A 25,185-nucleotide genomic window follows, 5' to 3' on the forward strand; every position below is an offset into this window, starting at 1 on the left:
CGACCATTTCCACGGGTAAGACGAGCGTGATCCATACCAAGGTCCGATGCCGCGAGATTACCGAGTCCGATGTCGAAGCCATCGCGGACTTGCTGACGCGTGGCTTCGTCGGCCGCTCGCGCAATTACTGGATCCAGGGCCTGCGCCGACAGGCCTTCCGGCCGGTGCCGGAGGGTTATCCGCGCTTCGGCTACATGCTCGACAATGACGGCACGCCGGTCGGCGTGCTGCTGCTGATCTACACCACGCGCAAGGACGGCAGAGAGACCGCCATCCAGTGCAATCTGTCGAGCTGGTATGTCGAGCCGGCCTATCGCAACTACGCGCCGCTGCTGACCAAGATCGCGCAGCGGCACAAAGACGTGACCTATCTCAACATCAGCCCGGCGGTCTGGACCTGGCCGATCATCGAGACCCAGGGTTTTCGCGCCTATTGCCGCGGCCTGTTCTTCTCGGTGCCCGCGCTGTCGCGCGCCCCGCGCTGGAGCAAGATCGAGGTCATCTCGCAGCATACCAAGCAGATCGAAGGGCTTTCCGACGAAGAGACCGAGCTTTTGACGCGACATGCGCGCTACAATTGCCTGAGCCTGGTCTGCCGCACGCCGAAGGGCACCTTCCCCTTCATCCTGCAAGCGGTGCGCATCCGCCGCGGTTTCATCGCACCGCCAGCGATGCAGCTCATCTACTGCCGCAGCGCCGCCGAATACGCCGCTTGCGCCGGCCGCATCGGCCGGCTGCTGCTGCGGCTCGGCAAGATCTCGGTGATCGTCGATGCCAACGAACCGATCCCCGGCCTTGTCGGTATTTATACCGAGCGCCGCGGCCGCAAATATTTCAAGGGCCCGCATCGGCCGAAACTGGCCGATCTCACCGATACGGAATTGGTGCTGTACGGTCCTTGAGGGTCGACGCGCCGGGGCGGTCATCGCTCCCCTGCGGCAAGATCCTCGCAATCGCGGCAAATGACCGGCGGGCACAGACACGGCTCGCTCCGCCATCGCAGAGCAACAATTCATCCCGCAACAGCGAACGTTTTAATTTGCGCCCGTGAGACGAGAGCTGAAAACTCTTTCTCCTTGTCAAAGCGGCCGTCGCGGAGTCAGAGTTCCACCACACCGCGCAATATTCGGCCGGTTAAAACAAAACAATTATTGGGGCGGATGGATGAATAGACTGTCGATCGGCGGCTACGCCGCGCTATTTGGCTTGGCTTGTTTCCTGCCAGCCACCGCTTACGCACAACAGGAAGTGAAGCAGGACTCCGTCGGCCCGGTGGGCACGGCCAACGTCACGCCAGTGACGCAGGCGATGCTCAATGCCGCCGACAAGAACGCGACCAATTTCCTGCTGACCAACGGCAATTACGCGCAGACCCGGTTTCACCCGGCCAAGCAGATCAACCAGAAAAACGTGAAGAACCTGCACGTCGCCTGGATCTACCAGACCGACGTCAAGGAATCGCTGGAGACCTCGCCCATCGTGGTCGACGGCGTGATGTTCGTGACGACCTCCTACAGCCACGTCTATGCGCTCGACGCCAAGACCGGACGCGAGCTCTGGCACTACAATCACAAGATGGGACCGATCACGACCTATTGCTGCGGCCCGAACAACCGCGGCGTCCAGGTCCTGAACGACATGGTCTATCTCGCAACGCTTGATGCAAAGCTGATCGCGTTGAGCGCCAAGACCGGCGACGTGGTCTGGAAGACCGATATCGCCGATCCTGAGCTGGGCTACAGCGAGACGATGGCGCCGACGGTGGTGAAGGACAAGGTGCTGATCGGCACCAATGGCGGCGAGTACGGCATCCGCGGCTTTGTCCGCGCCTATGATGCCAAAACCGGCAAGCAGGTCTGGAGCTTCAACACCATTCCGGACAGCACGGTCGGCGTCTGGGCCACCAAGGATGCCACCGGCCGCGACATGCATCGCGACATCGCCGCGGAAAAGGACGCGCTCGCCAAGAACGGCGATCCCTTCGCAAAACTCGGCGGCGGCGTCTGGCAGAATCCGGCCGTCGATCTGGCCTCCAACCGGATCTATTTCGTGGTCGGCAATCCCTCGCCTGACCTCGACGGCTCGACTCGTCCCGGCGACAATCTCTACACGGACTCGCTCGTCGCGCTCGACCTCGATACCGGCAAGTATGTCTGCCACTTCCAGTATATCGCACACGACGTCTGGGATCTGGACGCGGTGAGCCCGCCGGTGCTGGTCGATGTGAAGGACAAGAGCGGCAAGACCGTCCCCGGCGTGCTCCATGCCGGCAAGACCGGGCACATCTATGTGCACGATCGCAAGGATTGCAGCCTGATCCGCTTCTCCGAGGCGATGGTGCCGCAGGAGAACATGTGGGTGCTGCCGACCAAGGATGGCGCCCGCATGCTGCCGGGTGCGAACGGCGGCGTCGAATGGTCGCCGATCGCGACCGATCCGAGCCAGTCGCTGGCTTATGCCATCAACCTGCATCAGCCGATGACCTATCGTGTCGAGAGCTCGCCCTATCCGAATGGCAAGCTGTGGCTCGGTGGCGCCTTCACTGCCATTCCCAGCGAAAAGCAGTCCGGCAACATCACCGCCGTGAACTACGACACCGGCAAGATCAAATGGCAGGTGAAGACGCCGGAGCCGATGATCGGCGGCATCCTGGCAACCGCGGGCGGGCTCGTCTTCACGGGTGAAGGCAACGGCAAGTTCGCCGCCTACAACTCCGCCGACGGCAAGGAGCTCTGGAGCTTCCGCGCCGGCGCAGGCGTCAACGCACCGCCGTCGAGCTACATGGTGGGCGGCAAGCAGTACATCGTGGTCGGCGCGGGCGGCAATACCCAAGTCAATTTCAAGCGCGGCAACAACATCATCGCCTTTACGCTTGATTGAGCCGACAGCAATCCTATCGTGAACCAGGCGGGGCCGCACGCGGCCCCGCTTTCGTTAGAGCATATGGATTTATGGATTGATGCCATGGCGATGAAATTGCGTTCGGTCATTCTGCTCGGACTAGCGCTCTGCGCAGGCGCCGCACCCGCGATGGCGGACAACATCGCCGAGAAAGTCGAGGTCTGCGCCGGCTGCCACGGCGCCGACGGCAAACCGATCGACAAGACGATTCCGGTGATCTGGGGCCAGCTGACCGGCTACGTCTATATCCAGCTTCGCGACTTCAAGCGCGGTGACCGCAAGAGCGAGATCATGCAGCCTATCGCATCAGCCTTCGAGAGGGACGACATGCTGGCGATCGCGGAATATTTTTCGCAGAAGAAGTGGCCGGACCTTGGGCAGCCCCGCGCGCCAAAGGACGTTTCGAAGAAGGCGACCGACGCCGAGCATTCGGTCGGCTGTACCGGCTGCCATCTCGAGCAATTCCAGGGCTCCAGCACCACGCCACGGCTGGCCGGCCAGAGCCGCGAATATCTCGAAAAGACCATGGCCGACTTCCGCACCCGCGCCCGCGGCAACAATCCCGGCATGTCGGACCTGATGATCGCGACGCCGGAGAGCGATCTCACGGCGCTGGCGGAGTTTCTGGCGGGGTTGTGAGAGGCCGCGCCTTCTCCCTCAATGCGTCAACAGGCGCTCGCGCAGCGCTGTCAGCGCGGTGAGATCGGCAGCGCGCTTGCCGGCGTTGTCGCGGAGCGACGGGTCGGCGCCCCGCGCGAGCAAAATTGTCACGACGTCAGCCCGGCCGCCCTCCGCAGCGATCATCAGCGCGGTGCGGCCGCGCGCGTCGCTGTCATCGATATGCGCGCCGCCGTCGAGCAGAAAGCTGACGACCTTCACCACCTCGGCCTGCTCGACCTTCTCGTCGGCTCCAGCCGCCCACATCAGCAGCGTCAACTCGTGCGGATAGCGTGCATTGACGTCGACGCTGCGCGCGAGCAGCCGCTTCACGATGTCGAGCCGACCGCCGGCCGCGGCATAGACGATCGGCGGCTTGCCTGTTTCGTCCGCGGCGCGCTCGTCGGCTCCGTGCGCGAGCAAAATCTCGACGGTCGCATCACTGCCGGCATAGGCCGCCGCAGCTATGGGAGAGATGCCGCTGCGGCCGGCGAGCTTGACGTCGGCGCCGCGCTCGATCAGGCGCGCCACCACCGCGGCATGGCCGCGTTCGGATGCGGCATAGAGCGCGGTCGCGCCGGCGAGATTGCGCGCGTCGATCGGCGCGCCACGCGCCAGAAGCAGGTCGACCACATCAAGGTTACCAAAGCGTGCCGCGTGGCCGAGCGGCCGAGCCCCCAGCCGGTCGCGCGCATCGACGGAGGCTCCGGCGTCGAGGAGTTCGGTCTCTAGCGTAAGGCACCCGGAATCGGCGGCCGAAAACAGCAACAGCGACACCTCGATGGCCGTGATCTGCGCTTTGGTGCTCTGAAACTGGCGGGTCAGCTCCTGACAGCGCACGGCATCAGCGGCAGCGGTCGGCGAAACGGCGGCGAAGGCGGCTATCACAACTCCCAGCAAGACGGCGCGGCGATACACGGCAGTCACCTCCCTTTAAGATATCCCGGGACGCAAACGTGACACGGTACCGGGCCACTGCCAAGTCATCGCAATGCCAGCGGCTGCGGTTTGGCTCGCCTCGCGCAGGCTGCAGTCACCCTCCGTAAACTACGGCGCTTAAGGGAATTTTCCCGCCTCTTCGCTACGCTCAGTGGCTGAATTACGTTGCGTTAAGTCTATTGCCCGCCGAGATCCACCGATCCCATGATGTCGACCGACGACAACGAGCCTGGTCCACGCCGCGAGCAGGGTCCGCAAGCCCTGGTCGCGCTGAGCCAGCTTGCGCTCGATCGGATGGAACAGGGCGTCTGCGTCTACGATGCAGACAACCGGATCGTGCTGGTCAATCAGCGCTACCTCACGCTGTTCAACATGTCGGCCGAGATCGTGCGGGTCGGCACGAGCTACCGCGACGTGCTCGCCCACAGCGTGGCGCTCGGTAACATCCCGGCCGGGGAAGTCGACGCGCTCTACGCCGCGCGCATGGCGCGGATCGCTGCTGGCCAGCCGTTCCGCACCGAACAGCTCGCGGGCGGCCTCGTGATGTCGCTCGAACTGAAGCCGCTTCCCGACGGCGGCTGGATGACGGTTTGCGACGATGTCAGCCGCCTCGCCCGGCTCGAAGCGGAGCTGCGCCTGCAGACCGAGCGCAGTCAGCACGCGCTCGCCCACATGTCGCACGGCCTCATCATGTACGACGCCGACAACCGCGTCGTCGTCTGCAACGAGCGCTTCCTGCACCTCTACAACCTCGACGCCAACATCGTGAAACCGGGCGTCACGCACAGCACGGCGATCGACCATTGGCTCTCGCGCGGTAATCGCGCGGACATGTCCGGGGAAGAATTTCGCGATGCCCGGATCGACGATGTCCGGACGAGGAGTCCGAAAACCGTCCACGTGACGCGCTACGACGGCCGCAAGGTCCAGGCGATCTCCCGGTTCATGCCCGACGGCGGTTGGGTGACGGTGCATGAGGACGTCACCGAGCGGCTGCAATATGAGGAAACGCTGAAGCAGCAGAACTTGATGCTGGACGCCGCGCTGGAGAACATGGCGCACGGGCTCGCCTTCTACGACGGCGACATGCGCCTGCGCGTCTGCAATACCACGTACCGGACGATCTACCGGCTGTCGCCGGATGAGAGCAAGCCCGGCACGCATCTCGGCGAGCTGATCGAGCGGTCGATGGCGAATGGCGCCTTCGCTTCGGAATACAGCCCGCAGCAGATCCTCGAATCCGCCCGCGCCCAGATCGCTCGCCGCGACTCCTCGCCTATGCGACGGAGCATGTCGAACAACACCGTGGTCTCGGTCCGCTACTGCGCGCTGCCCGAGGGTGGCTTCGTCGCCACCTACGAGGACATCAGCGAGCGCGAGCACGCGGTCGAGGAGCTGAGCGAACAGTATCGCCGCTTCGACGCCGCACTGAACAACATGAGCCAGGGCCTGTGCATGCTCGATTCGAGCCTGCACGTGATCGTCTGCAACCGCCGCTACATCGAGATGTACGGGCTATCACCCGACATCGTGAAGCCTGGCATCTCGATGCGCGAGATCATGGAGCATAGCTGCGACCTCGGCATCCATCCGAACACGACCGCGGCCAAGCTCTATGCCGACTATGTCGAACGGCTGCGCGAGGGCGAGCACACCCTGCACCGCCACTTAAGCGACGGCCGCATCATCAAGCTCAATCACAAACGGATGGAGCATGGCGACTGGGTCGTCACCTATGAGGACGTCACCGAGCGCCACAAGGCCCAGGCCCGCGTCGCACACATGGCGCGGCACGATTCGCTCACCGACCTGCCCAACCGCACGCTGTTCCGCGAGAAAATGAGTTTCAGCCGCAGGTGCGGCTCGACGCAACCGAGCTCACCGGCTTCGAGGCGCTGCTGCGCTGGAAGCATCCGTCGCGCGGCCTGGTTTCGCCGGCCGAGTTCATTCCGATCGCCGAAGAAACAGGCCTGATCGTTCCAATCGGCGAATGGGTGCTGCGCACCGCGTGCGCGACGGCGGCATCCTGGCCGGACCTCACGATCGCGGTCAACCTGTCGCCGGTGCAATTCCACTCCCGCGGACTGGTGGCGATGGTGACAAGCGCGCTTGCGGAGGCCGGCCTGCCGCCGCAACGGCTCGAGCTCGAGGTCACCGAGACGGCACTGCTCGACGACAGCGAGGCGACGATCGAAATCCTGCATCAGCTGCGTTCGCTCGGCGTGCGCGTCAGCCTCGACGATTTCGGCGTCGGCTATTCCTCGCTGAGCTATCTGCGCAAATTTCCGTTCGACCGCATCAAGATCGATCGCTCCTTCGTCGGCACGCTGGGCGAAAGCCCGGAAAGCATCGCGATCGTCCGAACGATCGCAAGCCTCGGCGCAGTGCTCGGCGTCGAGACCACGGCGGAGGGCGTCGAGACGATCGAACAGCTCGACTTCGTGCGCGAATGCGGCTGCACCGCGGTGCAGGGCTATTATTTCGGCAGACCATGCCCGGCGGCGGAGGTCGGTCCTACCATCGAGCGGCTGAGCGCGGTCCGCCGCGTGGCGTGAGGGATTTCCGCCCAGTTTCCTGAAAACAACCCCATGCAAAGTAGAACGGCGTTGATTTCAAAAGGAAAATCGCAGCGTTTGCGACGCTGCGCGCACCCCACTCAAGCGGCGACGAAGCTTTACCCCGCTGCCGGCAGCGCGCTATCCGGCGATGCGACCCAAGGGCGGTCGGCCGACGCTAGCCCGATCAACCTGCCCTGGATGTAGTCGCAGCCCCAGTCGCGCAGCATGTTGGCCGCTTCCTCGTCCTGCACCCATTCGGCGACGGTCTTGATGTCGAGGCGGCGGGCGAGGTCGATCAGGGTCTGCACGAAAGCGCGGTCGTCGGCGGAATGGGTGATGTTCTGCACGAAGGCGCCATCAATCTTCACGATGTCGACGCCGAGCTTGCGCAAATTGCGGAACGAAGTGTAGCCGGCGCCGAAATCATCGATGGCGATGCGGCTGCCGAAATGCTTGAGGCGGCCGACGAAGGCGCGAACGTCGTCGATGTCCTGGATGGCGACGGTCTCGGTGATCTCGACGATCAACCGTTCGGCGACGCCCGGATGCGCGTGCATCAGCGATTCGATTCCGGCCCACCAGTCCGGATCCATCGTCGTGTCCGGCGAGATGTTGAGGCTGAGGCGGATGTCGGGCGCAGCCGCAAGCTCAGCGACCACGAGCTCGAGCACGCGATGATCGACCAGGCGAATGAGGCCGAGCCGTTCTGCGACCGGCACGATGTCGGGCGCGAGCAGCACCTGGCCGCCGCCCTGGTCCATCCGCACCAGGCATTCATGGAATGCGCCCTCGCGCGATCCGGCCGCCACCACCGGCTCATAGGCGAGCTTGATGCGGCGCTCGTTCAACGCGGTGACGATCTCGTCGGTGACGCGGATGTTGACGCGGCGCTGCGCATCGCGCGCGGCGTCCGGGCGCCAGGCGGCGAACGAGCCAGAGCGGCGTTTCTTGGCGGCGTCCAGCGTTTCATGGGCGCGATTGACGGCTTCGTCGGTGTTGCGAGCATAGCGCGGCACGCTGACCGCGCCGATCGAGGCGGTGACCGAGACCGGGCCTGATTTGGTCGGCACCACCTCGTCGCGGATGCCGGCAAGGAAGCGCTCGGCGGCGACGTTCATATCGTCGACGGTGCAGTTCTTCAGGATCAGGCCGAACTTGTTGCCGGAGAAGCGGCCGAGCACGTCGCCGCCGCGCAGTCGCAGGCGGATGCGCTTGGCGACGTCGAGGATCACGGCGTCGGCAACGTCGAAGCCGAAAGCATCGTTGACGCGGGCAAGGTGATCGATACTGACCAGCATGAAAGCTGCGGTCGAGCGGAAGCGGGTCGTCTCCTCGATCGCCTCGGCGAGCGCCGCGATCAGGTGGGAGCGGTTGAGCTCGCCGGTCAGGGGATCGAGCCGGGCGAGCTTGGTCAGCTCCTCGTCGCGGGCGTGGCGCTCATTGTTGATGCGGACGGAGCCGATCGCGCGCACCGGGCGGCCGTCGGCGCCGGCGAACCAGCGGCCGGTTTCCTCGATCCAGACCACAGGGTCAGAGGCGCTCACGCGGACGCCGTACTCGACCCGGTAGGGCGTGCCATCAGCGCCGTGCACGGCGACGGTCTGCGCCAGCGCGGCGGTCCGCAGCGTCTGCGCGGGCTCGATCAGCTTGGCGAACTCAGCGCCGGTCGCAAGCCGCTCAGCGGGAATGCCGGGGAAGACGGCGCCGGCCTGCTCGCCCCAGACGATGGCGTCGCTGGCGATATCCCAGACGAAAACGGCCTGGCCGAGGGCGGCCAGGATTTCGGCAGCTTGCGGCAATGCGGGGGTCAAAATCGCCTCGTTTCGGGACAGTGAAGAGTCCTGAGCCGGCACAGAATACGGCCAGATTCGCCCCCGACCCTAGGCAAAGTTCATAAACAATTTGGAAACCACGTTCCGAAACCGCTCGGGAACCAAACCGGCTCGGCCGGCATAGACCTTGCGAGTACATGACACGCACCGGCGCCAGCGTCTCGAAACGCGACAGGCTCCGCCGGATCAACGGTGATTGCGATGTTGAGTACCGATCGATCGGACGAAGCGGAAAACGGCACAGGGACAGCCCTGGTGCCGATGCTGCCGACGCTTGCGTGGGCTCACAAGGCGCCGCTGCCGCGCCCCGATCCGAGCTTCGTCGCCCAGCTGATCGCCAATGCCGAGCACCTGCCCCAGGCAAGCCGGCTGCGCCGCGGGTCTTCCGAGGACGCGCGAATGGCCTATGGCGGCAAGCGCCCGCTGGGAAGCGTCACCGCGCGCACGCGGCAGGTGGCGTAAAACCCGATCAGCGCGGCTCTCCAGGCGAGGACGGCGTGCCGTTGCCCGGCTGCAGATGCGGCGAGGGAATTTCCGGCGACGGCGCGATGCTCTGCACGGGCTTCGGCGCTGGGTGATCCATCAGCACCGATTCGGCGACCGATTGCGCTGAGGGCGCAGGCGGGACCGGCCCGGGCGGCGGCATAGGGACGGGATCAAGCTTCGGCTCGAACATCGAATTTCCAGCCGGCGCCTCGGGCTGCCGCTTGGCCTTGCGCGGCACCGGCACGGTCTCGGCGGCGACATAAGCGATGCGGCGGCGTGCGCGTTGGGCGATGCCGCCGAGGAAATCGGCCATCGCGAGCAACACCAGCAGGAAATAGGTGGAATTGCCGAATTTGGGCCAGATCACGAATTCGGTGGCAGCCGCGCCGAACAGGATCAGCGACAGCAAATGATCCATCAGGAATTTCGCGCCGGGCCGTGCGCCCTTGACCACTTCGAGCAGCAGCAGCACCACGCCGAGCGCGAGCAGGAGGTCGGCGAGCGTCACCGGCCAGGTCTCGCCGGTGATCATCGGCACCTTGAACAGCACGTCCGAGAAGGACACGCTGGGCATTAGGAAGGCGATGATGTTGTAGACGGCAAGCGGAATCAGAAGCAGCGGGAAACCGACCATCGGTAAAGCGCCTTCTCGATCAAGATGTCCGGGCAAGACAATGCGACGGCGAAGCAGTCGCTCCGCCGCCGTCACCGTCATATCTCATGTATTGGCCGAAATCAGGCAGGTCACACCATCCTGATTGAGGATAAGCCTGCCCGACGAAAAGTCCTGACTCAGGACTCTTTCTTCTTCAGGACCTGACGGCCCTTGTACATGCCGGTCTTGAGGTCGAGATGGTGCGGACGGCGGAGCTCACCGGAGTCCTTGTCCTCGACATAGGTCGGCTTCTTGATGGCGTCTGCCGAGCGGCGCATGCCACGGCGCGACGGCGAGGTTTTTCTTCTCGGAACGGCCATTTCAATATCCTCTAGGGATTGGTGTTGTCCGGGCATCGTCCGCAGGACGGCTCAGCACCCAAACGGGGCGAGCGAAATGCCGATCAAGGCCGGGCTTATAGATGAAGGCTGGCCGCAAAGCTAGGGTTTTGGACCGGAAAATGCGCCCGGAAATGGTTCAAAATCCGCGATTTTCCCGCCAGCAGGTCGAAAGCGAGGGGGCCTGGGCCCGCGCCACATAGGTTCCGGCCAGCCGCCGGACGCCTGGCCCGGGGGTCCTGGCGCTGCGTTTGACCGGATTCGGCAGGATCGACGCCAGAAGTGCCGCCTCCCGGGGGGAGAGGTTCGCGGCCGATTTGCCGAAGGCAAAGGTGCTGCCCGCCTCCACCCCGAACTGGCCCTGGGGGCCGAGCTCGGCGATGTTGAGGTAAATTTCCAGGATCCGCGCCTTGGGCAGGACGAAGTCGAGCCACAGCGCCAGCGGGAATTCCAGCGCCTTGCGGACAAAATCCCGCCCCTGCCAGAGAAACAGGTTTTTGGCCACCTGCTGGGTGATGGTAGAGGCGCCACGAAACGGCGTGCCGTCCTCCTTAGCGTCGTCGATCGCCTCGCGCAGGGCACCCCAGTCGATGCCGTGATGCTTGCAGAAATGGGCGTCCTCGGCTGCCACGACTGCGCGCGGCAAATAGGGCGACATGGCCGTAAGATCGATCCATTCCCGCTGCATCGGCGCGCCGCGGAGCGAACGCCAGGCCATCAGCGTCGAAACAGGATGGCCGGTGCGGTAGAATGGCGCGATCACATAGGGCGCCAACAACGCCACCGCGAGCATCACCAGCAGGATTTTGACGATGCGCAAATCGACCTTTCCGGCGCAAACTGAAACACGGCCACGGGGCCGGCCATTAAGCCTGTGATAATTCGGGCATTTTCCAGCACTTTTTAGGCCTTCCAAACGATTGACTGAGGCGGGCTCATAAAGGATTGTCCCGCCGAATTTTAGTTCTGGAGCCTTTCTTGATGACCGGCACGTCCCCGTCCGATTTCGCCAAACGTCTGGACAAGACCGCTGATGACACCGAAGCCCTGCTCGGGCGCCTCCTGGCGGATGACATTCTGCCCGATGAGATCGCGCGGCCCAAGCGGCTCATGGACGCAATGCGCTATTCGAGCCTGAATGGCGGCAAGCGCCTGCGGCCGTTCCTGGTAGTCGAGAGCGCGGCCGTGTTCGGCGTGCCCCGCGAGGCGGCGCTGCTCGCGGGCGCCGCGCTGGAGTGCATCCACTGCTATTCGCTGATCCATGACGATCTGCCGGCGATGGACAATTCGGACCTGCGCCGCGGCCGCCCCACCCTGCACAAGAAGACCGATGATGCGACTGCCATCCTCGCCGGCGACGGCCTGCTGACGCTCGCCTTCGACATCATCACCCGTGACGAGATCCATCGCGACGCCAATGTGCGGCTGCTGCTGACGCGCGCGCTGGCACGCTGCGCCGGCATCGGCGGCATGGTCGGCGGCCAGATCCTCGATCTCGCAGGCGAAGGCCGCTTTGGCGACCGCGAGCCGGTGGACGTGGCGCGCCTCCAGCAGATGAAGACCGGCGCGCTGCTGCGCTATGGCTGCATCGCCGGAGCGATCCTGGGCCAGGCCTCGCAAAAGCAATATCAGGCGCTCGACGATTACGGCCGCGCGCTCGGCGAGGCCTTCCAGATCGCCGACGATCTGCTCGACGTCGAGGGCGATGCGGCGGCACTCGGCAAGCCCGCGGGCCAGGACGCAGCGATGGGCAAGACCACTTTCGTCACCCAGCTCGGCATCGAGGGCGCCAAGCAGCGCGTGCGCGATCTCCTGGCGCGGGCCGACAGCGCAGTGTCGATCTTCGGCGACCGCGCCGCCGTGCTGCAAGCCGCCGCGCGCTTCGTCGCCGAGCGGAAGAGCTGACGGTGCGATGACGGGGATCGACAAAGAAGATCCCGTCCTCGCGCGCTTCCAAAAAATGTCGCGGCCGATGCGGCTGCTTTATGCGCGGCCGCGGACGTTCATCTCGCTGGCGGCCGGAATCCTGGTCTGCCTGCTGTTGCCAGGCTCGCACCGGCTGGTGACACGGCTGCTGTTCGGCTGGGATGCGCTGATCGCGGTTTATCTCGTGCTGGTCTACAGCATGATGCTTTGCAACGACCATCAGCACATCCGCCGTAGCGCCGCGATGCAGGATGACGGCCGTTTCGTGATCCTGCTGGTGACGGCGATCGGCGCGTTCGCGAGCATCGCGGCGATCGTCTCCGAGCTCGGCGCTCATCGCGGCGCCGCGGACCTGACGATCGCAATCAGCACCATCGCGCTGTCCTGGGCCGCCGTGCACACCATCTTCGCGCTGCATTACGCCCATGATTATTATCGCCCCCCGGTGGGCGGATTGCAGTTTCCAAGCGGCGACAAGGCAGACCACGCCGACTATTGGGACTTCGTCTATTTCTCTTTCGTGATCGGCATGACCGCGCAGGTCTCCGACGTCGGCATCACCGACAAGACCATCCGCCGCACGGCGACCGCGCACGGCATCGTCTCGTTCATCTACAATACTGCGCTGCTGGCGCTGACGGTGAACATTGCGGCGAGTGCGATTGCTACTTGACCGCCGTCCCGGCGAAGGCCGGGATGGCCGCGCGGCCCTAGTAACAAACCTCGGCATTGGCATCGTTGCCGGGGCCGCCACCGCCGCGATATTCAAGATGGCAGCCGCGGTTGACTGGACGGCAGCCGGTGTTGTTGCAGTACATCTGCCCGCCGCCTGAGGCGCGACCCGCACGAGCGGCGATGCCGCCAATGCCGGCACCATAACCGCCCGCCGCGCCCGTCTGCGGACGTTGCCGGGCCGGACGGTCGTCGCTGTCGTCGCGCCGCGAGGTCGCGGGCTTCGAGGTCGCAGGCTTGGCGGCACGCTGCTTCTCGCATTCATTGTCGTCGTTGATCGCATAGCCGTCGCGGCAGACGATCTTGGTGCAGCTGCCACCGTCTGCCTTGAAGCCGTGATCGCAGACCAACGGGCAGACGCGCGACGGTTTCGACTTGACCGCATCGAGTGCGTCGCTGCTGGCGACCTTCACATCGAGCTTGGTGCCGGCATAGCGGTTGAACTGCGACAGCGACCGCTGCGAGGACGTATTCCAATTGCCGTCGGCAGAGCCGGAGAAGCAGCCGACGCGGCCGAGCTCGGTCTGCACCGAGCGGCTGAGATCGGCAGGCTGCGTCGCGGGCGTCAGCGCGGCGACGTTGGTGCCCGCTGGGCTCGCCGTGCTTGCCGGCGTTGCACTCGGCACTGCTGCGGCGAGGTTGACGCGCTGCTGCTCGGCGGCGGCAGCCTGCTGCTGCGCCTGTTCCTTGGCCTTCTGCGCGACGAGCTGCGCCTGCTCAGCGGCCTTTGCATCGGCCGCAGCCTTGGCTTGCGTGTCCTTTTGCGCGCCAAGCGCGGCGAGACGATCGCGTTCGGCATCGGCCTGCTTCGCTTTCTCGATCGCCGCCGCATGAACCTGCTCGGCCTGGATCTTGTCGAGCTGGAGCTTGGCGAGGTTCGCATAGAAGCCGTCCGGATGCTGGGCCAGGAAGGCTTCCCACGCCGGCCTGTTGCCGACCTGGAGCGCAAGCTCGTAGTCGCGGCGCATATCGACCTGGGGATTCGGCGCGGGAGCCGCCGCAGTCGCGGCCTTGACCGGCACCAGCGGCACATCCTCGCCGCCGAGCGAGCCATAGACGAACGGTTCCTGCTTGTTGCCGGTCGACTTCAGCACGTCGTCGCGCACGAAACCGAAGGCGCGGCGGACGTCGAGGCCCGGCGTCGTCAGATGCTTCGACAGCGCGATGGTGAACGGACTGTTGGCGCCGTCGCCGTCTTGCGCGGTAAAGCCGGCCTTGGCCGAATAAGCAATCAGCGTGTTGGAGCTGGCCGGCTCGACCTGGGCCAGACCACGGCCGATGCCACGCGAGGCAAGCGTGCGCTTCATGGTCCTGCCGAAAGGATTGTCACGACAGGCGTCGAGGATCACCAGGCGAAGCTGCTTCGCAGGCTCGACTGCGACCAGGACGCGATCGAGCGAGAGCGCCTCGTCATAGACATCGGTGTCGCGCTCGAGCTTGGCATCGACCGGGATCAAATAGTTGGAGCCTTCGACTTCGATGCCGTGGCCGGCGTAATAGACGACAGCGATGTCGGCATCGCGGGTTGAATCGGCGAACTCGCGCAGCACGCGTCGCGTATCGAGCGCGGTCAGATCGTGGCGGGATTCGACGACATCGAAGCCGGCATCCTTCAGCGTCTTCGCCATCACCGCACCGTCGTTGACGGGATTCGTGAGCTGCGGTGCGTTCTGATAGGCGGAATTGGCGAGCACCAGCGCGACGCGTTTTCCGGCAAAGGCGGGGTCCGCGCCGAACAGCAGCACGAGGGCAAGGAGAAGCGGGCAAAATCTGAACAAGTTGCGCATGACACGACTTCCAAGAGTTCGGGGCAGTTCACACCCTCTGGAATTGCCTTAGCAAGATCCGCCGTCCGGGCTTGTGATGGAGGTCACGAAGACCGCGCCGACCACATGCCAAGCAACCCCATTTGTTAGTCGCGCCAGAGCGTTGGCGGTTCGCTGGCAACGGCTTGCTAGCCGGATTCCCCCTAGCCATCCCCGATGTGCCCCCGATACTGCGGCAGATTGTCCGTGATCTCGTGCCAAGGGGCCTTGGAGCCGACGAAAATATGGGCGCTCGGCCGGATCGAGGGGGCATCGACCAGGGTTCCCATGGCGACATGGACCCATTTTCCGTCGCGGACCCGGGAGTAGAGAAGCGAGCCGCAACGGGCGCAGTGCGCGTCATGGGTGACATCGTCGCCGAAAACGATCCGCTGGTCCTCGCCTCTGACGAGGCGGAGCTTGCTGTATTCGATGCCGGCGAACGGCTTGAAGGCGGCGCCGGTGGTGCGGCGGCAGTTCGAGCAATGGCAATTCATCGCATAGGAGAATGCGTCCGCCACCTCGTAGCGAACCGCGCGGCAGTAGCATTCGCCGGCAAGGATACGAGCGTTCGATTGTTGTGAACCTGTCATGACGCCGACCTCGCGCAAATGGCGGAGACAGCCATAGCGCAATTTGATGTCTACGACTAAGTTCGTTGTGCGCCATCGTTCAAAAGGATGACCCATGAGCCAGAATCGTTCGAGCGTCGAAGCCGTCGTGCAATCCTATTTTGACGGGCTCTACGAGGGCGACGCCGAAAAGCTGGGCGCCATCTTCCATCCCTCCGCCGATTTGCGCTGGATCGAGAAGGGCGAATTGCAGGTGCTGACCGTGCCGGACTGGCTCGACCGCGTGCGCAAGCGCGCCTCCGCCAAGGCCGAAGGCAAGCCGCGCGAGGATTTCATCGTCACTATCGACCGTTCCGATGACAAGACCGCCTTCATCAAGGTCAGATGCCAACTGCCGCCGCGCTTCTTCACAGACTATCTGGTCGCGATGAAGCTCAGCGACGGCTGGCAGATCGTGTCGAAATCATACCGGTATGACCTGAAGGAGTGAGGGGGCGCGTCTCGACCCCCTGCTGCCCGAAATTGAGCGCACTCGCCACCCACTCTCCGTCATTGCGAGCGTAGCGAAGCAATCCAGAATCTTTCCGCGGAGGCAGACCGGATTGCTCCGTCGCTTCGCTCCTCGCAATGACGATGCGAATGGGGCACGCCTCCATTCCGTCGACTCCCGCCCAAAGGCCCCCCATGCATCTCGATCGCCGTTCCCTGCTCGCTTCGCTGTGCTGGATTGCCGCTTCTCCCGCGCTCGCCGCAGACGCGCGGCCCGAGCTCGAATCCTATGAGCGCGAGAGTGGCGGGCGGATCGGGGTCTATGCGGAAAATCTCGCGACCGGCGCCAAGCTCAGCTGGCGGGCCGACGAACGCTTCGTCATGTGCTCGACATTCAAGGCCTCGCTGGCGGCCTGTGTGCTGGCGCGGGTCGACCGCGGCGAGGAGCAGCTTGCGGCGATGATCCCTTACGGCCAGACCGATCTGCTGCAATACGCGCCGGTCGCGAAGCAGAATCTTGCCGCCGGCGCGATGTCGGTCACCGACATGTGCAAGGCGATCGTCGAGCTCAGCGACAACACCTGCGCCAATTTGCTGCTGGCGCGGATCGGCGGGCCCGCCACACTCACCGCGTTCTGGCGGACGCTCGGAGACACCACCTCACGGCTCGACCACAATGAGCCCGAGCTCAACCGCTCACCGCCCGGCGATCCCCATGACACCACGACGCCGGCCGCGATGGCGAACAATCTGCGGCGGCTGGTGACAGGCGAGGCATTGTCGCAAGCCTCGCGCGCGCAGCTCACCGGCTGGATGGTGGACTGCAAGACCGGCGCGAACCGGTTGCGCGGTGGCCTGCCGGGACATTGGAAGATCGGCGACAAGACCGGCAACAACGGCAAGGACGCATCGGGCGATATCGCGGTCGTCTGGGCCAAGCCCGATACGCCGATCCTGATCGCGGCCTACACCCAGGGCGGCACGCCGACGGCCGCGCAGATCGAGGCGGTGTTCGCGCGCATCGGGCGCATGGTGACTGAACGGCTGGCGTGAGCCGTCGCGCATTGACCTGTTGGCCGCTTCCGGGCCAAGACAGGTCATGATCGAAGCGAAATTTCAGACCTTTCTCATCCTGCTCGCGGTGCTGGCCGGCACGGCGCTGGCCGCGCGCCGTCTGAATGTCGCGCCAGCCATTCTCCTGATGCTGGCCGGCGTCGGCCTCGCCTTCGTGCCGGGCATGCCGCCGGTGGAACTGCCGCCGGAGCTGGTGCTGCTGATGGTGCTGCCGCCGCTGATCTATTCGGCGAGCGTTGCGATGAGCTGGCGCGAGTTCAAGAACAGTCTGCGCCCCATCGTGCTGCTCGCGGTCGGCGCGGTGATCTTCACTGCGGCGCTGGTGGCGGCCGCCACCCACTACCTGATCGGCCTGCCCTGGACCATCGGCTTCCTGCTAGGCGCCATCGTCGCGCCGCCCGACGTGGTGGCGCCGCTCGCGATCGCACGCCGGCTGAACATACCGCGACGGATCCTGATCGTCCTCGAAGGCGAAGGGCTCGCCAATGACGCGACCGCGTTGATCCTCTACCGCTTCGCGCTCGGCGCGATCATGGTCGGCCATTTCTCGCTGCCGATGGCGGCCGGCGAATTTTCCCTCATCGTCGCCGGCGAGATCGCATTTGGCATCGGCGTCGGCTGGCTCTCCCTGCGCGCACGCAAATGGGCTCACGATCCGCAGGTCGAGCTGACGCTGTCGCTGATCACGCCCTACGTCTCCTATTGGCTGCCCGAGCATTTGGGCGGCTCCGGCGTGATCGCCACCGTGGCCTGCGGCCTCTATGTGAGCTGGAACGGTCCGCTGTGGATCTCCTCATCGACGCGGCTGCAAGGCATCTTCTTCTGGGACCTCATCATCTACCTGATCGAGGGTCTCTTGTTCCTGCTCACCGGCTTCCAGATGCGCGCGCTCTACGAGAAGTCGAAGGCGTTTCCGCTCGACGACATCATGATCGCGACCGCCATCGTGATGGTGATCATCGTCATCGCACGCTTCGCCTGGCTCTATCCCGCGGTCTATCTGCCGCGGATATTGAGCAAGTCGCTGCGTGCGCGCGATCCGGCGCCGCCCTGGCAATGGGCGTTCGCGCTCGCCTTCACCGGAGTACGCGGCGCGGTGTCGCTTGCGGCGGCGCTGGCGCTGCCGTTCACGCTGCCGGGCGGCGAAGCCTTTCCATATCGTGACCTGATCCTGTTCGTCGCCTTCGGCGTCATTTTCATCACGCTGGTTGGCATCGGCCTCACGCTGCCGCCGGTGGTGCGCTGGCTCGGCATCGCGGAAGCCGGCCGCAACGAACATATCGCCGAGCACGAGGCCGAGATCGCGGCACGGCGCCAGGCTCTCGACGCCGCGTTGAGGTCGCTGGACGCGCTGACCGAGAAGAAAGACGTATCCGATGAGGTGGTGAGCCTGCTGCGCGCGCGCCACGAGATCCGCACTAACCAGCTTCCGGACTCGCTCGACCCAGGCCGCCACGACGTCTCCGCCGCTGGCACCGCATTGACCCGCAACCTGATCTCCGCCGAGCGAAAATTCATCCACGACCTCCTGCGCGATGGCCAGATCACCGACGAGACGCGGCGCCGGATCGAGCGCGATCTGGATCTGGAGGAGGCGAGCTTGGCGAACAGGGAGTATCGGGGGGTGCCGTTGTAGCCCCGTCGTCATTGCGAGCGCAGCGACGGTTGTTGAAACGGCGGAGCAGACTACCGCCTCTCGCAGAACTCCCGCATCGCGGCCGTCACAGCCGTCGCAATCAGCTCCTGCCGCCGCGGCGAGTTCATCGCCATCTCTTCGTCGCGGTTGATGATGGAGCCGGCCTCGAGCAGGACCGCAGCGCTATTGGTCTGCGAGAGAACGACGAGCCCGTCATAGCGGTAGATTCCGACATCCTTGTCGAGCAATTGGTGCCGGTAGCGACCCATCAGCGGCAACGTGTATTGGCTGGCATATTGCAGGCCGCGGTCCTTCAGCTCCCTGCCCAGCAGCCGGGCGAAGGCGAGGCTTGTGCCGAAGTGCGGATTGCGCTCGGACACGAACAGCGAGTGGCCGCCAAAACGATCGCTGAAATAGCTCTTGGCACCTTCGAACTCCCATGGCTCGAGCATCTTGTCCGGCACGGAATCGTGGTGGATCGACAGGAAGAAATCGGCATGGGCAGCATTGGCGGTGCCGACGCGCTTGAGCAAGCTTGCTCTCGCCTTGCCTTCGGTCACGAGCACGCGGGTTGCGGCAAAGCCTGCGGACTTCAACCTCTCGCCGACGAGCCGCGCCAGGTGCAGGTTGAAGCCGAATTCCACGTCGTTACGCGCGCTCGTCGCGCCCTGCGATTCAGAGGTGTGTCCGACATCTAGGATGATCCGGAATTTGCGCGGCTCGCATATCTCCGGCGCCGGTGGCTTCGGCCTTGTTTTCGCGACCTTGCGGGCCGGCACGGCGCGGCCCGCGTCGACCCGCGCGAGCGATGATGCGACAAGCGACACCACAAGAGTTGCGACGATGCCCCGTGCCAGTGACAAGCCCTACTCCGCCGCTGCAATCCGGGGACGGCCGACGAAGCCCGCGGTATCGCCAAAGCGTTCCAGCATCACCGCGGGCAGATCCTTGATCTTGCTGGTGACGCAGGCGCCGGAGCGCACGGCGTAACGATCCTGATGCGCGGCTTGCGGCGGCGGCTCGCCTTGCTGAAGCGCGCGCGCCAGATCCATCACGACTTTTCGAAAATGCATGATGCCGAGATCGGTCGGGCCGAGATGCTCGCGGGTGCGGTCGGCGATCGGACCCTGGCTGTCCTGCACGGCGGCGTCCTGCTCGGATACGCCCTTGATGCCGGTGTAGCTTTTGGTCCTCTGGAGCTTGCGGTCGATCAGATAGTCGTTGCCCTTGTGACGCAGCGGCACGTAATTGTCGTCAACCTCCGCGATCACGCCGTTGCCGCGGTCGTAGGCGTCGCGCTCTCCCTGCTTCAGCGGCCGCTCGGGATTCCAGGCATAGGTATAGATCCAGCAATTGGTGTCGGTCACAGGCACGAAAGTCTGGCCGAAGATGTTTTCGCCCGGCATCGCGCTCGGCGCATAAGCGTGGAACGGCATCAGGAACTGCGCGATGCGCCAGTAGATGCTGTCGCTGCCGCTGAGCCGGCCGCCAGCTATGGTCAGCCCCGCCTCGTGCGGGGCGATCTTGATGACCGGCCGCGGGTCCTCGGCGATCCAGCGCATGTGGTCGCTCGACATCCGCGCGATCGGATTCACAAAATGCTTCTTGATGTCCAGAATCTCGTTCTCCTCCTTGTCGAAGGAGAGATGCGCGAAGGTGAAATGGGCGGTGTCGATCGAGCCTTCCAGCGCCTGCACCCAGTTGCAGTCCTGCCATTTCTTGCTGACGTAGCGGTGCGAGGCCGGCAGCAGCGCCATTTCGAGATCGGGCAGTTCGGGCATGACGTCCGCCGGACCCATATAGGCCCAGATCATCTCGCCCCATTCGCGCACCGGGTAGGACTTGATCCGGATGAGGTCTTTGGCGTCGAGATCGGGATAGGAGGTCGGCATGTCGACGCACCGGCCGTCGGTATCGAACTTCCAGCCGTGATAGACGCAGCGGATGCCGCATTCCTCAACGCGCCCAAGCCAGAGATTGGCGCCGCGATGCGGGCAGTACTGATCGATGATTCCGACCACGCCGCGGGAGTCGCGGAAGGCGAGCAGCTCTTCGCCGAGAACTGTGATCTTCTTGGGCTCGCCGTCGGGCTCGGGCAACTCTTCGGAGAGGGCCACGGGAATCCAGAAGCGCCGCAAGAGTTCACCCATGCCCGTTCCGGGGCCCGACTCGGTCAGGAATTTGTTGTCCTCGGCGCGGAGCATGCCAGATCCTCCCGATTTGTTTTTGGGAAGATTGGCGCGGGCGAAGGAGGACGTCAACGCAGGACAACCGCGAGATCTTGCCCTGGCGGTCCGTAACCCTCCCCCGCGGCCGGCCGGGGAGCCCACGGTCGATTTTCGGACACTGTTGCGAACGGGTGACGGAAGAGGGCCGCGACCGAGGCTAAAATCACGGTGGAAGTTATTGCCGTCGCAGACAATTTTTAATGGATTGCAAATGAGCAGACTCGCTCTGTTGGGAATCGCCGTCTCCTTGATGGGTGCAAGCTCGGCGTCCGCAGCCGACCTGGCTGCGCGGCCCTACACCAAGGCGCCGCCTCCGGTGGTTGCTGTTTATGACTGGACCGGCTTCTACATCGGCGGTCATCTGGGCGGCTCCTGGACCAATGAGCGGTGGATCAACACCGCGGACACCACCGCGTTCGGCGATCTCGCGCCGGGACAGGGCTTCGCGCAGCGCGGATCTGGCGTGATCGGCGGCGGCCAGCTTGGCTACAACTGGCAGGTCAGGAACTTCGTGCTCGGCCTGGAAGGCACGGTCTCCGGCATGAGCAACAGGGGCAGCGTGCTCAATACCGTATTCGGCGCCGGTCTCGACGACGTATTCAGCTGGCGGACGAATTGGATGGCGACCGTGGTTGGCCGCGCCGGCGTCGCCTTCAACAACAACCTGTTCTATGTGAAGGGCGGCTATGCCGGCGTGAACAACAAGCTGTCGGTCTCCGACACCGTTCCCCCCAATGTCGGCTCCGGCTCTCAGGCCACATGGCACAACGGCTGGACCGTCGGCGCCGGCTGGGAATACGGTATCACGCGTAACTGGATCGTCGGCTTGGAATACGATTACTCAGCCTTCGAGACCAAGAGCTATCAGCTCGCCGGCGCCGCTGCGCCCGCGGTCTATACGTTCGACGTGAAGCCGAAGGATATCCAGTCTGTGGTCGCCCGGGTGAGCTACAAGTTCGGCGGCCCGGTCGTCGCCAAGTATTGATCGAGCACTGACCGCACAAAAAAGCCCCCGGCATTGCCGGAGCCTTTTTCTTGGCCATCAAGGGCCGTGCCTAGACCGGCCGCTCCCCCTTCACGGTCACCCGCGTGCCCGAGCGCGTATGCGGCCAGTAGTCCCACATCGCGCGGTGCTGGGCGCAGCGGTTGTCCCAGAACGCGATGGCGTTTTCGGTCCAGCGGAAACGGCACTGGAACAGCGGGTTTTCGGCGTGCTGGTAGAGATAGGCCAGCATCGCATCGCTCTCGTCGCGCGGGATGCCGTTGATGTGACGGGTGAAGCCGCGGTTGACGTAGAGCGCCTTCTTGCCCGTGACCGGATGCGTGCGCACCACGGGATGCTCGGCGTTCGGATAGGACGGACGGTCGGCAACGCCGTAGTTCGCATAGAGCCCGCGATAGATCGGCTCGCCGTCATGCTGCGCGGTGAGGCCGTCGAGATAGGCCTTCATACGGTCGGACAGCGCCTCATAGGCCGCATACATGTTGGCGAACAGCGTATCGCCACCGCGCGGCGGGCACTGCTTGATGTAGAGGATCGAACCCATCGGCGGCTCGAGGTCGCAGGACACATCGGAATGCCAGCCTTCGCCATTGGCTCGCGGTGAGTTCGCATCCGCGTAGATCTTCATCAGCGCCGGGTCTTCATCCTCGTGGGGAGCCGCGGGATGAAAATGCAGCTCGCCGAACTTGCGGCCGAAGGCGAGATGCTGCTGCGGCGTGATGTGCTGGTCGCGGAAGAAGATGACGAGGTTTTCGGCGAGCGCGCGGTGGACCTCGTCCATCTGGCGATTGGAGCGCGCATCGTCGGAGACGAGCTTGCCGATGTCGACGCCGGAGATCTCGGCGCCGATGATCGGCGTCAACTTTTCGACCGCGATGGTCTCGTAAGGCGCGCCGTCCTCAGCCGTGTGGCGATAGCGCGGGCCCTGCTTGCCGGCGAGTGAGCTCATGGCATGTCTCCCGATCATTCTGATTAGGAGCATCGTAGCAATGTAGGGCGGCTTAGCGAAGCGTAACCCGCCACTTCGCGCACGCAAAAAAATAAGGCGGGTTACGCTACGCTAACCCGCCCTTCGATTTCAATGTTTGGAGACGCTTACTCCGCCGCGGTCACCGGCACCTTGGCGCCCTGGCCGTAGCGCTGGTCGATGTAGTCGATCACCAGCGCCTTGAAGTCGGCGGAGATGGTCGGGCCGCGCAGGGTGCGGAACTTCTTGCCGTCGACGAACACCGGCGCGGCGGGGGCTTCGCCGGTGCCGGGCAAGGAGATACCGATATTGGCGTGCTTGGACTCGCCGGGGCCGTTGACGATGCAGCCCATCACCGCGACGTTGAGCTCTTCGACGCCGGGATACTTCGTCTTCCAGTTCGGCATCTCGTCTCGGATGAAACCCTGGATCGATTGGGCCAGCTCCTGGAACGTGGTCGAGGTGGTGCGGCCGCAGCCGGGGCAGGCCGCAACCAGCGGCACGAAGGTGCGGAAGCCCATGGTCTGAAGCAGCTCCTGGCCGACCTGCACTTCGCGGGTACGGTCGCCACCGGGCTCCGGCGTCAGCGAGATGCGGATGGTGTCGCCGATGCCCTGCTGAAGCAGGATGCCGAGCGCGGCAGACGACGCCACGATGCCCTTGGTGCCCATGCCGGCCTCGGTGAGGCCGAGATGGATGGCGTAATCGGAACGGCTGGCGAGAACCTCATAGACCGCGATCAGATCCTGCACCGCCGAGACCTTGGCCGACAGGATGATGCGGTCCTTGGGCATGCCGAGCTCTTCGGCGCGCGCCGCCGAGAGCAGCGCCGACTGCACCATGGCTTCGCGCATCACCGCGCGCGCATCGCGCGGATTGGACGAGGCGGTGTTCTCATCCATCAGCCTGGTCAGCAGCTCCTGGTCGAGCGAGCCCCAATTGGCGCCGATGCGCACCGGCTTGTTGTTCTTGTTGGCGATCTCGATGATGTCGGCGAACTGCGTATCGCGCTTGTCCTTGAAGCCGACGTTGCCGGGATTGATGCGGTACTTGGCGAGCGCTTCGGCACAGGCCGGATAGGCCGCGAGCAGCTTGTGGCCAATATAGTGGAAGTCGCCGATCAGGGGCGTGGTGAGACCGAGCTTGAGCAGGCCGTCTCGGATGTGCGGAACGGCGGCTGCCGCCTCCTCGCGATCGACGGTGATGCGGACCAGCTCGGAGCCGGCGCGCGCGAGCGCTGCGACCTGGGCGATGGTGCCGTCGATATCGGCGGTGTCGGTGTTGGTCATCGACTGCACGACGATCGGCGCACCGCCGCCGACGGCGACGTCGCCGACCTTGACCTGGGTGGTGTGATGGCGCGGCGCAGGCCCCGCGATGTCGGAATCGATGGTGGTTTCGGGCTTGTTCATGGGGTCCAAATATCAGGTTTTGGTGACGTTCAGCAATGCATCACGCGGCGCCGCAGCCACTTGGCTCGGACGGTTAACCAGAAAAAGCCCAGCGATTACAAGGACCGCAGCAGCCCCGAAAGCCAGGCTCAGGCTGTCGTGCATGATGAAATAGCTACCCACCACGCCAAACAAAGGGGTGATGAAGGTAAAAGCGGACAATTTGCTGGCCGAATGGGCCTTCACCAGCGCGAACCAAAGCGTGAACGTGGTTCCCACCACCCAGATCGCCTGGAAGGCCATCAGGCCGAGCGACAGGGGCGACGGCGTGTGGGTGATGGTCTCCCCACACAGCCAGGCGGCCGTGCCCAGGATCGGGATCGAGGTCGCGACCTGATAGCCCAGCGCTTTCTCGGGCGCGGCGAAGCGCAGCCGCGTGCCTTTGGCGACCAGCGTCGTCGCCGCCCAGAGCGAAGCGCCGGCGACGATCATGAGGTCACCGAGCAGGACGTGCGAGTCGACATTGGCCTGCGGCACGCCGATCGCGAGGGCGACGCCGGCAAAGCTGATCGCCAAGCCCAGCCATTGCGTGCTGCCAAGGCGCTCGCCGAGCACCTGATAGGAGCCGAGCGCGACGAAGAACGGCGCGGTGTAGAGAAACACCACCGCGCGCGACGCGGAGGTCAGGCGCAGGCCCTGGAAGATCAGCACGAATTCGATGCCGAACATCAGCCCTGCAATAAGGCCCGGCTTCCACGTGCCGTCACGGTCGAAGAATTTGACGCCGCGCACGGTGCCGATGATGAACAGCACCGGCAGCGCGCCCATCGACCGGATCATCGCCTGGAGCATCGGCGGGACATCCGGCAGGACCAGCTTTATCGCGATCTGGTTGAAGGCCCAGGTTAGGCACAGCATGAGCATCAGGGCGATGGCGCCGGCGCTGAGGGGACGCCCGGCAGAGGGTATGGCTTGAGGTGAGGACATGTCTTCCCG

General features: G+C 64.6%; 22 protein-coding genes and 1 pseudogene. 11 read left to right on the forward strand and 12 right to left on the reverse strand.

The genetic code is table 11. The features are described from left to right. The first annotated feature begins 26 nt into the window (after window positions 1-26). From ACPPVR_RS41000 to ACPPVR_RS41010, 3 genes are all read left to right on the forward strand, one after another. Complete coding sequence (locus ACPPVR_RS41000; RefSeq protein WP_426612160.1) at window positions 27-902, forward strand: acyl-CoA acyltransferase; 876 nt, start codon at window positions 27-29, stop codon at window positions 900-902. Between the two features lie 262 nt (window positions 903-1,164). Further along, complete coding sequence (locus ACPPVR_RS41005) at window positions 1,165-2,880, forward strand: pyrroloquinoline quinone-dependent dehydrogenase (protein ID WP_426612161.1); 1,716 nt, start codon at window positions 1,165-1,167, stop codon at window positions 2,878-2,880. 84 nt (window positions 2,881-2,964) lie between these two features. Beyond that, a complete protein-coding gene (locus tag ACPPVR_RS41010; protein WP_426612162.1) occupies window positions 2,965-3,540 on the forward strand; it encodes a c-type cytochrome in 576 nt (191 codons plus the stop codon). 18 nt (window positions 3,541-3,558) lie between these two features. Here the strand turns inward: ACPPVR_RS41010 and ACPPVR_RS41015 are convergent, their stop codons facing one another. Continuing rightward, the gene (locus tag ACPPVR_RS41015; protein ID WP_426612163.1) at window positions 3,559-4,476 is read right to left on the reverse strand and encodes an ankyrin repeat domain-containing protein; all 918 of its coding nucleotides are present in this window, start codon (window positions 4,474-4,476) and stop codon (window positions 3,559-3,561) included. A 225-nt stretch (window positions 4,477-4,701) separates the two neighbouring features. Here ACPPVR_RS41015 and ACPPVR_RS41020 point away from each other — a divergent pair. After that, window positions 4,702-7,052: pseudogene (locus tag ACPPVR_RS41020) on the forward strand (PAS-domain containing protein). A gap of 119 nt (window positions 7,053-7,171) precedes the next feature. On the opposite strand, the gene ACPPVR_RS41025 reads toward ACPPVR_RS41020, so the two are convergent. After that, a complete protein-coding gene (locus ACPPVR_RS41025; RefSeq protein ID WP_426612164.1) occupies window positions 7,172-8,866 on the reverse strand; it encodes an EAL domain-containing protein in 1,695 nt (564 codons plus the stop codon). Between the two features lie 222 nt (window positions 8,867-9,088). On the opposite strand from ACPPVR_RS41025, the gene ACPPVR_RS41030 reads away from it, so the two are divergent. Then, a complete protein-coding gene (locus tag ACPPVR_RS41030; protein ID WP_426612165.1) occupies window positions 9,089-9,349 on the forward strand; it encodes a hypothetical protein in 261 nt (86 codons plus the stop codon). Window positions 9,350-9,356: 7 nt separating this feature from the next. Here the strand turns inward: ACPPVR_RS41030 and ACPPVR_RS41035 are convergent, their stop codons facing one another. From ACPPVR_RS41035 to mtgA, 3 genes are all read right to left on the reverse strand, one after another. Further along, on the reverse strand, window positions 9,357-10,007 hold the full coding sequence (locus ACPPVR_RS41035; RefSeq protein WP_426612166.1) for a hypothetical protein: 651 nt from the start codon (window positions 10,005-10,007) through the stop codon (window positions 9,357-9,359). A 158-nt stretch (window positions 10,008-10,165) separates the two neighbouring features. Beyond that, window positions 10,166-10,348: a 50S ribosomal protein L32 gene (gene rpmF, locus ACPPVR_RS41040; protein WP_007598106.1), complete on the reverse strand. Its 183-nt coding sequence runs from the start codon at window positions 10,346-10,348 to the stop codon at window positions 10,166-10,168. A gap of 157 nt (window positions 10,349-10,505) precedes the next feature. Further along, window positions 10,506-11,186 (reverse strand): monofunctional biosynthetic peptidoglycan transglycosylase, encoded by a 681-nt coding sequence (gene mtgA, locus ACPPVR_RS41045; RefSeq protein WP_426612167.1) that lies wholly within the window; start codon window positions 11,184-11,186, stop codon window positions 10,506-10,508. A gap of 161 nt (window positions 11,187-11,347) precedes the next feature. Between mtgA and ACPPVR_RS41050 the strand changes: the two genes are divergently transcribed. Both ACPPVR_RS41050 and ACPPVR_RS41055 read left to right on the forward strand, forming a co-directional pair. Next, a complete protein-coding gene (locus ACPPVR_RS41050; RefSeq protein WP_426612168.1) occupies window positions 11,348-12,271 on the forward strand; it encodes a polyprenyl synthetase family protein in 924 nt (307 codons plus the stop codon). Between the two features lie 7 nt (window positions 12,272-12,278). Further along, window positions 12,279-12,965, forward strand: a complete 687-nt coding sequence (locus ACPPVR_RS41055) for a DUF1345 domain-containing protein (RefSeq protein ID WP_426612169.1) — start codon at window positions 12,279-12,281, stop codon at window positions 12,963-12,965. A 37-nt stretch (window positions 12,966-13,002) separates the two neighbouring features. Here ACPPVR_RS41055 and ACPPVR_RS41060 read toward each other — a convergent pair whose 3' ends face one another. Together ACPPVR_RS41060 and ACPPVR_RS41065 are read right to left on the reverse strand one after the other, a co-directional pair. Beyond that, window positions 13,003-14,811, reverse strand: coding sequence for a caspase family protein (locus tag ACPPVR_RS41060; protein WP_426612170.1), 1,809 nt, complete (start codon window positions 14,809-14,811; stop codon window positions 13,003-13,005). Between the two features lie 182 nt (window positions 14,812-14,993). Then, entirely contained in the window at window positions 14,994-15,422 is a 429-nt protein-coding gene (locus ACPPVR_RS41065; protein ID WP_426612171.1) for a GFA family protein, read from the reverse strand. Between the two features lie 94 nt (window positions 15,423-15,516). On the opposite strand from ACPPVR_RS41065, the gene ACPPVR_RS41070 reads away from it, so the two are divergent. From ACPPVR_RS41070 to ACPPVR_RS41080, 3 genes are all read left to right on the forward strand, one after another. After that, window positions 15,517-15,891 (forward strand): nuclear transport factor 2 family protein, encoded by a 375-nt coding sequence (locus ACPPVR_RS41070; protein ID WP_426612172.1) that lies wholly within the window; start codon window positions 15,517-15,519, stop codon window positions 15,889-15,891. Between the two features lie 194 nt (window positions 15,892-16,085). Continuing rightward, entirely contained in the window at window positions 16,086-16,943 is an 858-nt protein-coding gene (gene bla / locus ACPPVR_RS41075) for a class A beta-lactamase (protein WP_426612173.1), read from the forward strand. Window positions 16,944-16,989: 46 nt separating this feature from the next. Further along, window positions 16,990-18,600 carry a Na+/H+ antiporter gene (locus tag ACPPVR_RS41080; protein WP_426612174.1) on the forward strand — a complete coding sequence of 537 codons (1,611 nt, stop codon included), beginning with the start codon at window positions 16,990-16,992 and terminating at the stop codon, window positions 18,598-18,600. Window positions 18,601-18,650: 50 nt separating this feature from the next. Here ACPPVR_RS41080 and ACPPVR_RS41085 read toward each other — a convergent pair whose 3' ends face one another. Together ACPPVR_RS41085 and ACPPVR_RS41090 are read right to left on the reverse strand one after the other, a co-directional pair. Continuing rightward, entirely contained in the window at window positions 18,651-19,463 is an 813-nt protein-coding gene (locus tag ACPPVR_RS41085; RefSeq protein ID WP_426612175.1) for an N-acetylmuramoyl-L-alanine amidase, read from the reverse strand. 3 nt (window positions 19,464-19,466) lie between these two features. Continuing rightward, a complete protein-coding gene (locus ACPPVR_RS41090; protein ID WP_426612176.1) occupies window positions 19,467-20,804 on the reverse strand; it encodes a Rieske 2Fe-2S domain-containing protein in 1,338 nt (445 codons plus the stop codon). 235 nt (window positions 20,805-21,039) lie between these two features. Between ACPPVR_RS41090 and ACPPVR_RS41095 the strand changes: the two genes are divergently transcribed. Next, a complete protein-coding gene (locus tag ACPPVR_RS41095; RefSeq protein WP_426612177.1) occupies window positions 21,040-21,813 on the forward strand; it encodes an outer membrane protein in 774 nt (257 codons plus the stop codon). A 70-nt stretch (window positions 21,814-21,883) separates the two neighbouring features. Here the strand turns inward: ACPPVR_RS41095 and ACPPVR_RS41100 are convergent, their stop codons facing one another. From ACPPVR_RS41100 to ACPPVR_RS41110, 3 genes are all read right to left on the reverse strand, one after another. Beyond that, window positions 21,884-22,780 (reverse strand): TauD/TfdA dioxygenase family protein, encoded by an 897-nt coding sequence (locus ACPPVR_RS41100; RefSeq protein ID WP_426612178.1) that lies wholly within the window; start codon window positions 22,778-22,780, stop codon window positions 21,884-21,886. Window positions 22,781-22,926: 146 nt separating this feature from the next. Beyond that, on the reverse strand, window positions 22,927-24,210 hold the full coding sequence (gene ispG, locus ACPPVR_RS41105; RefSeq protein ID WP_426612179.1) for a flavodoxin-dependent (E)-4-hydroxy-3-methylbut-2-enyl-diphosphate synthase: 1,284 nt from the start codon (window positions 24,208-24,210) through the stop codon (window positions 22,927-22,929). A 12-nt stretch (window positions 24,211-24,222) separates the two neighbouring features. Continuing rightward, a complete protein-coding gene (locus ACPPVR_RS41110) occupies window positions 24,223-25,176 on the reverse strand; it encodes a DMT family transporter (protein WP_426612180.1) in 954 nt (317 codons plus the stop codon). Window positions 25,177-25,185 lie beyond the last annotated feature (9 nt).

This window comes from Bradyrhizobium sp. McL0616 (genome assembly GCF_049993385.1).
Taxonomy (GTDB): domain Bacteria; phylum Pseudomonadota; class Alphaproteobacteria; order Rhizobiales; family Xanthobacteraceae; genus Bradyrhizobium.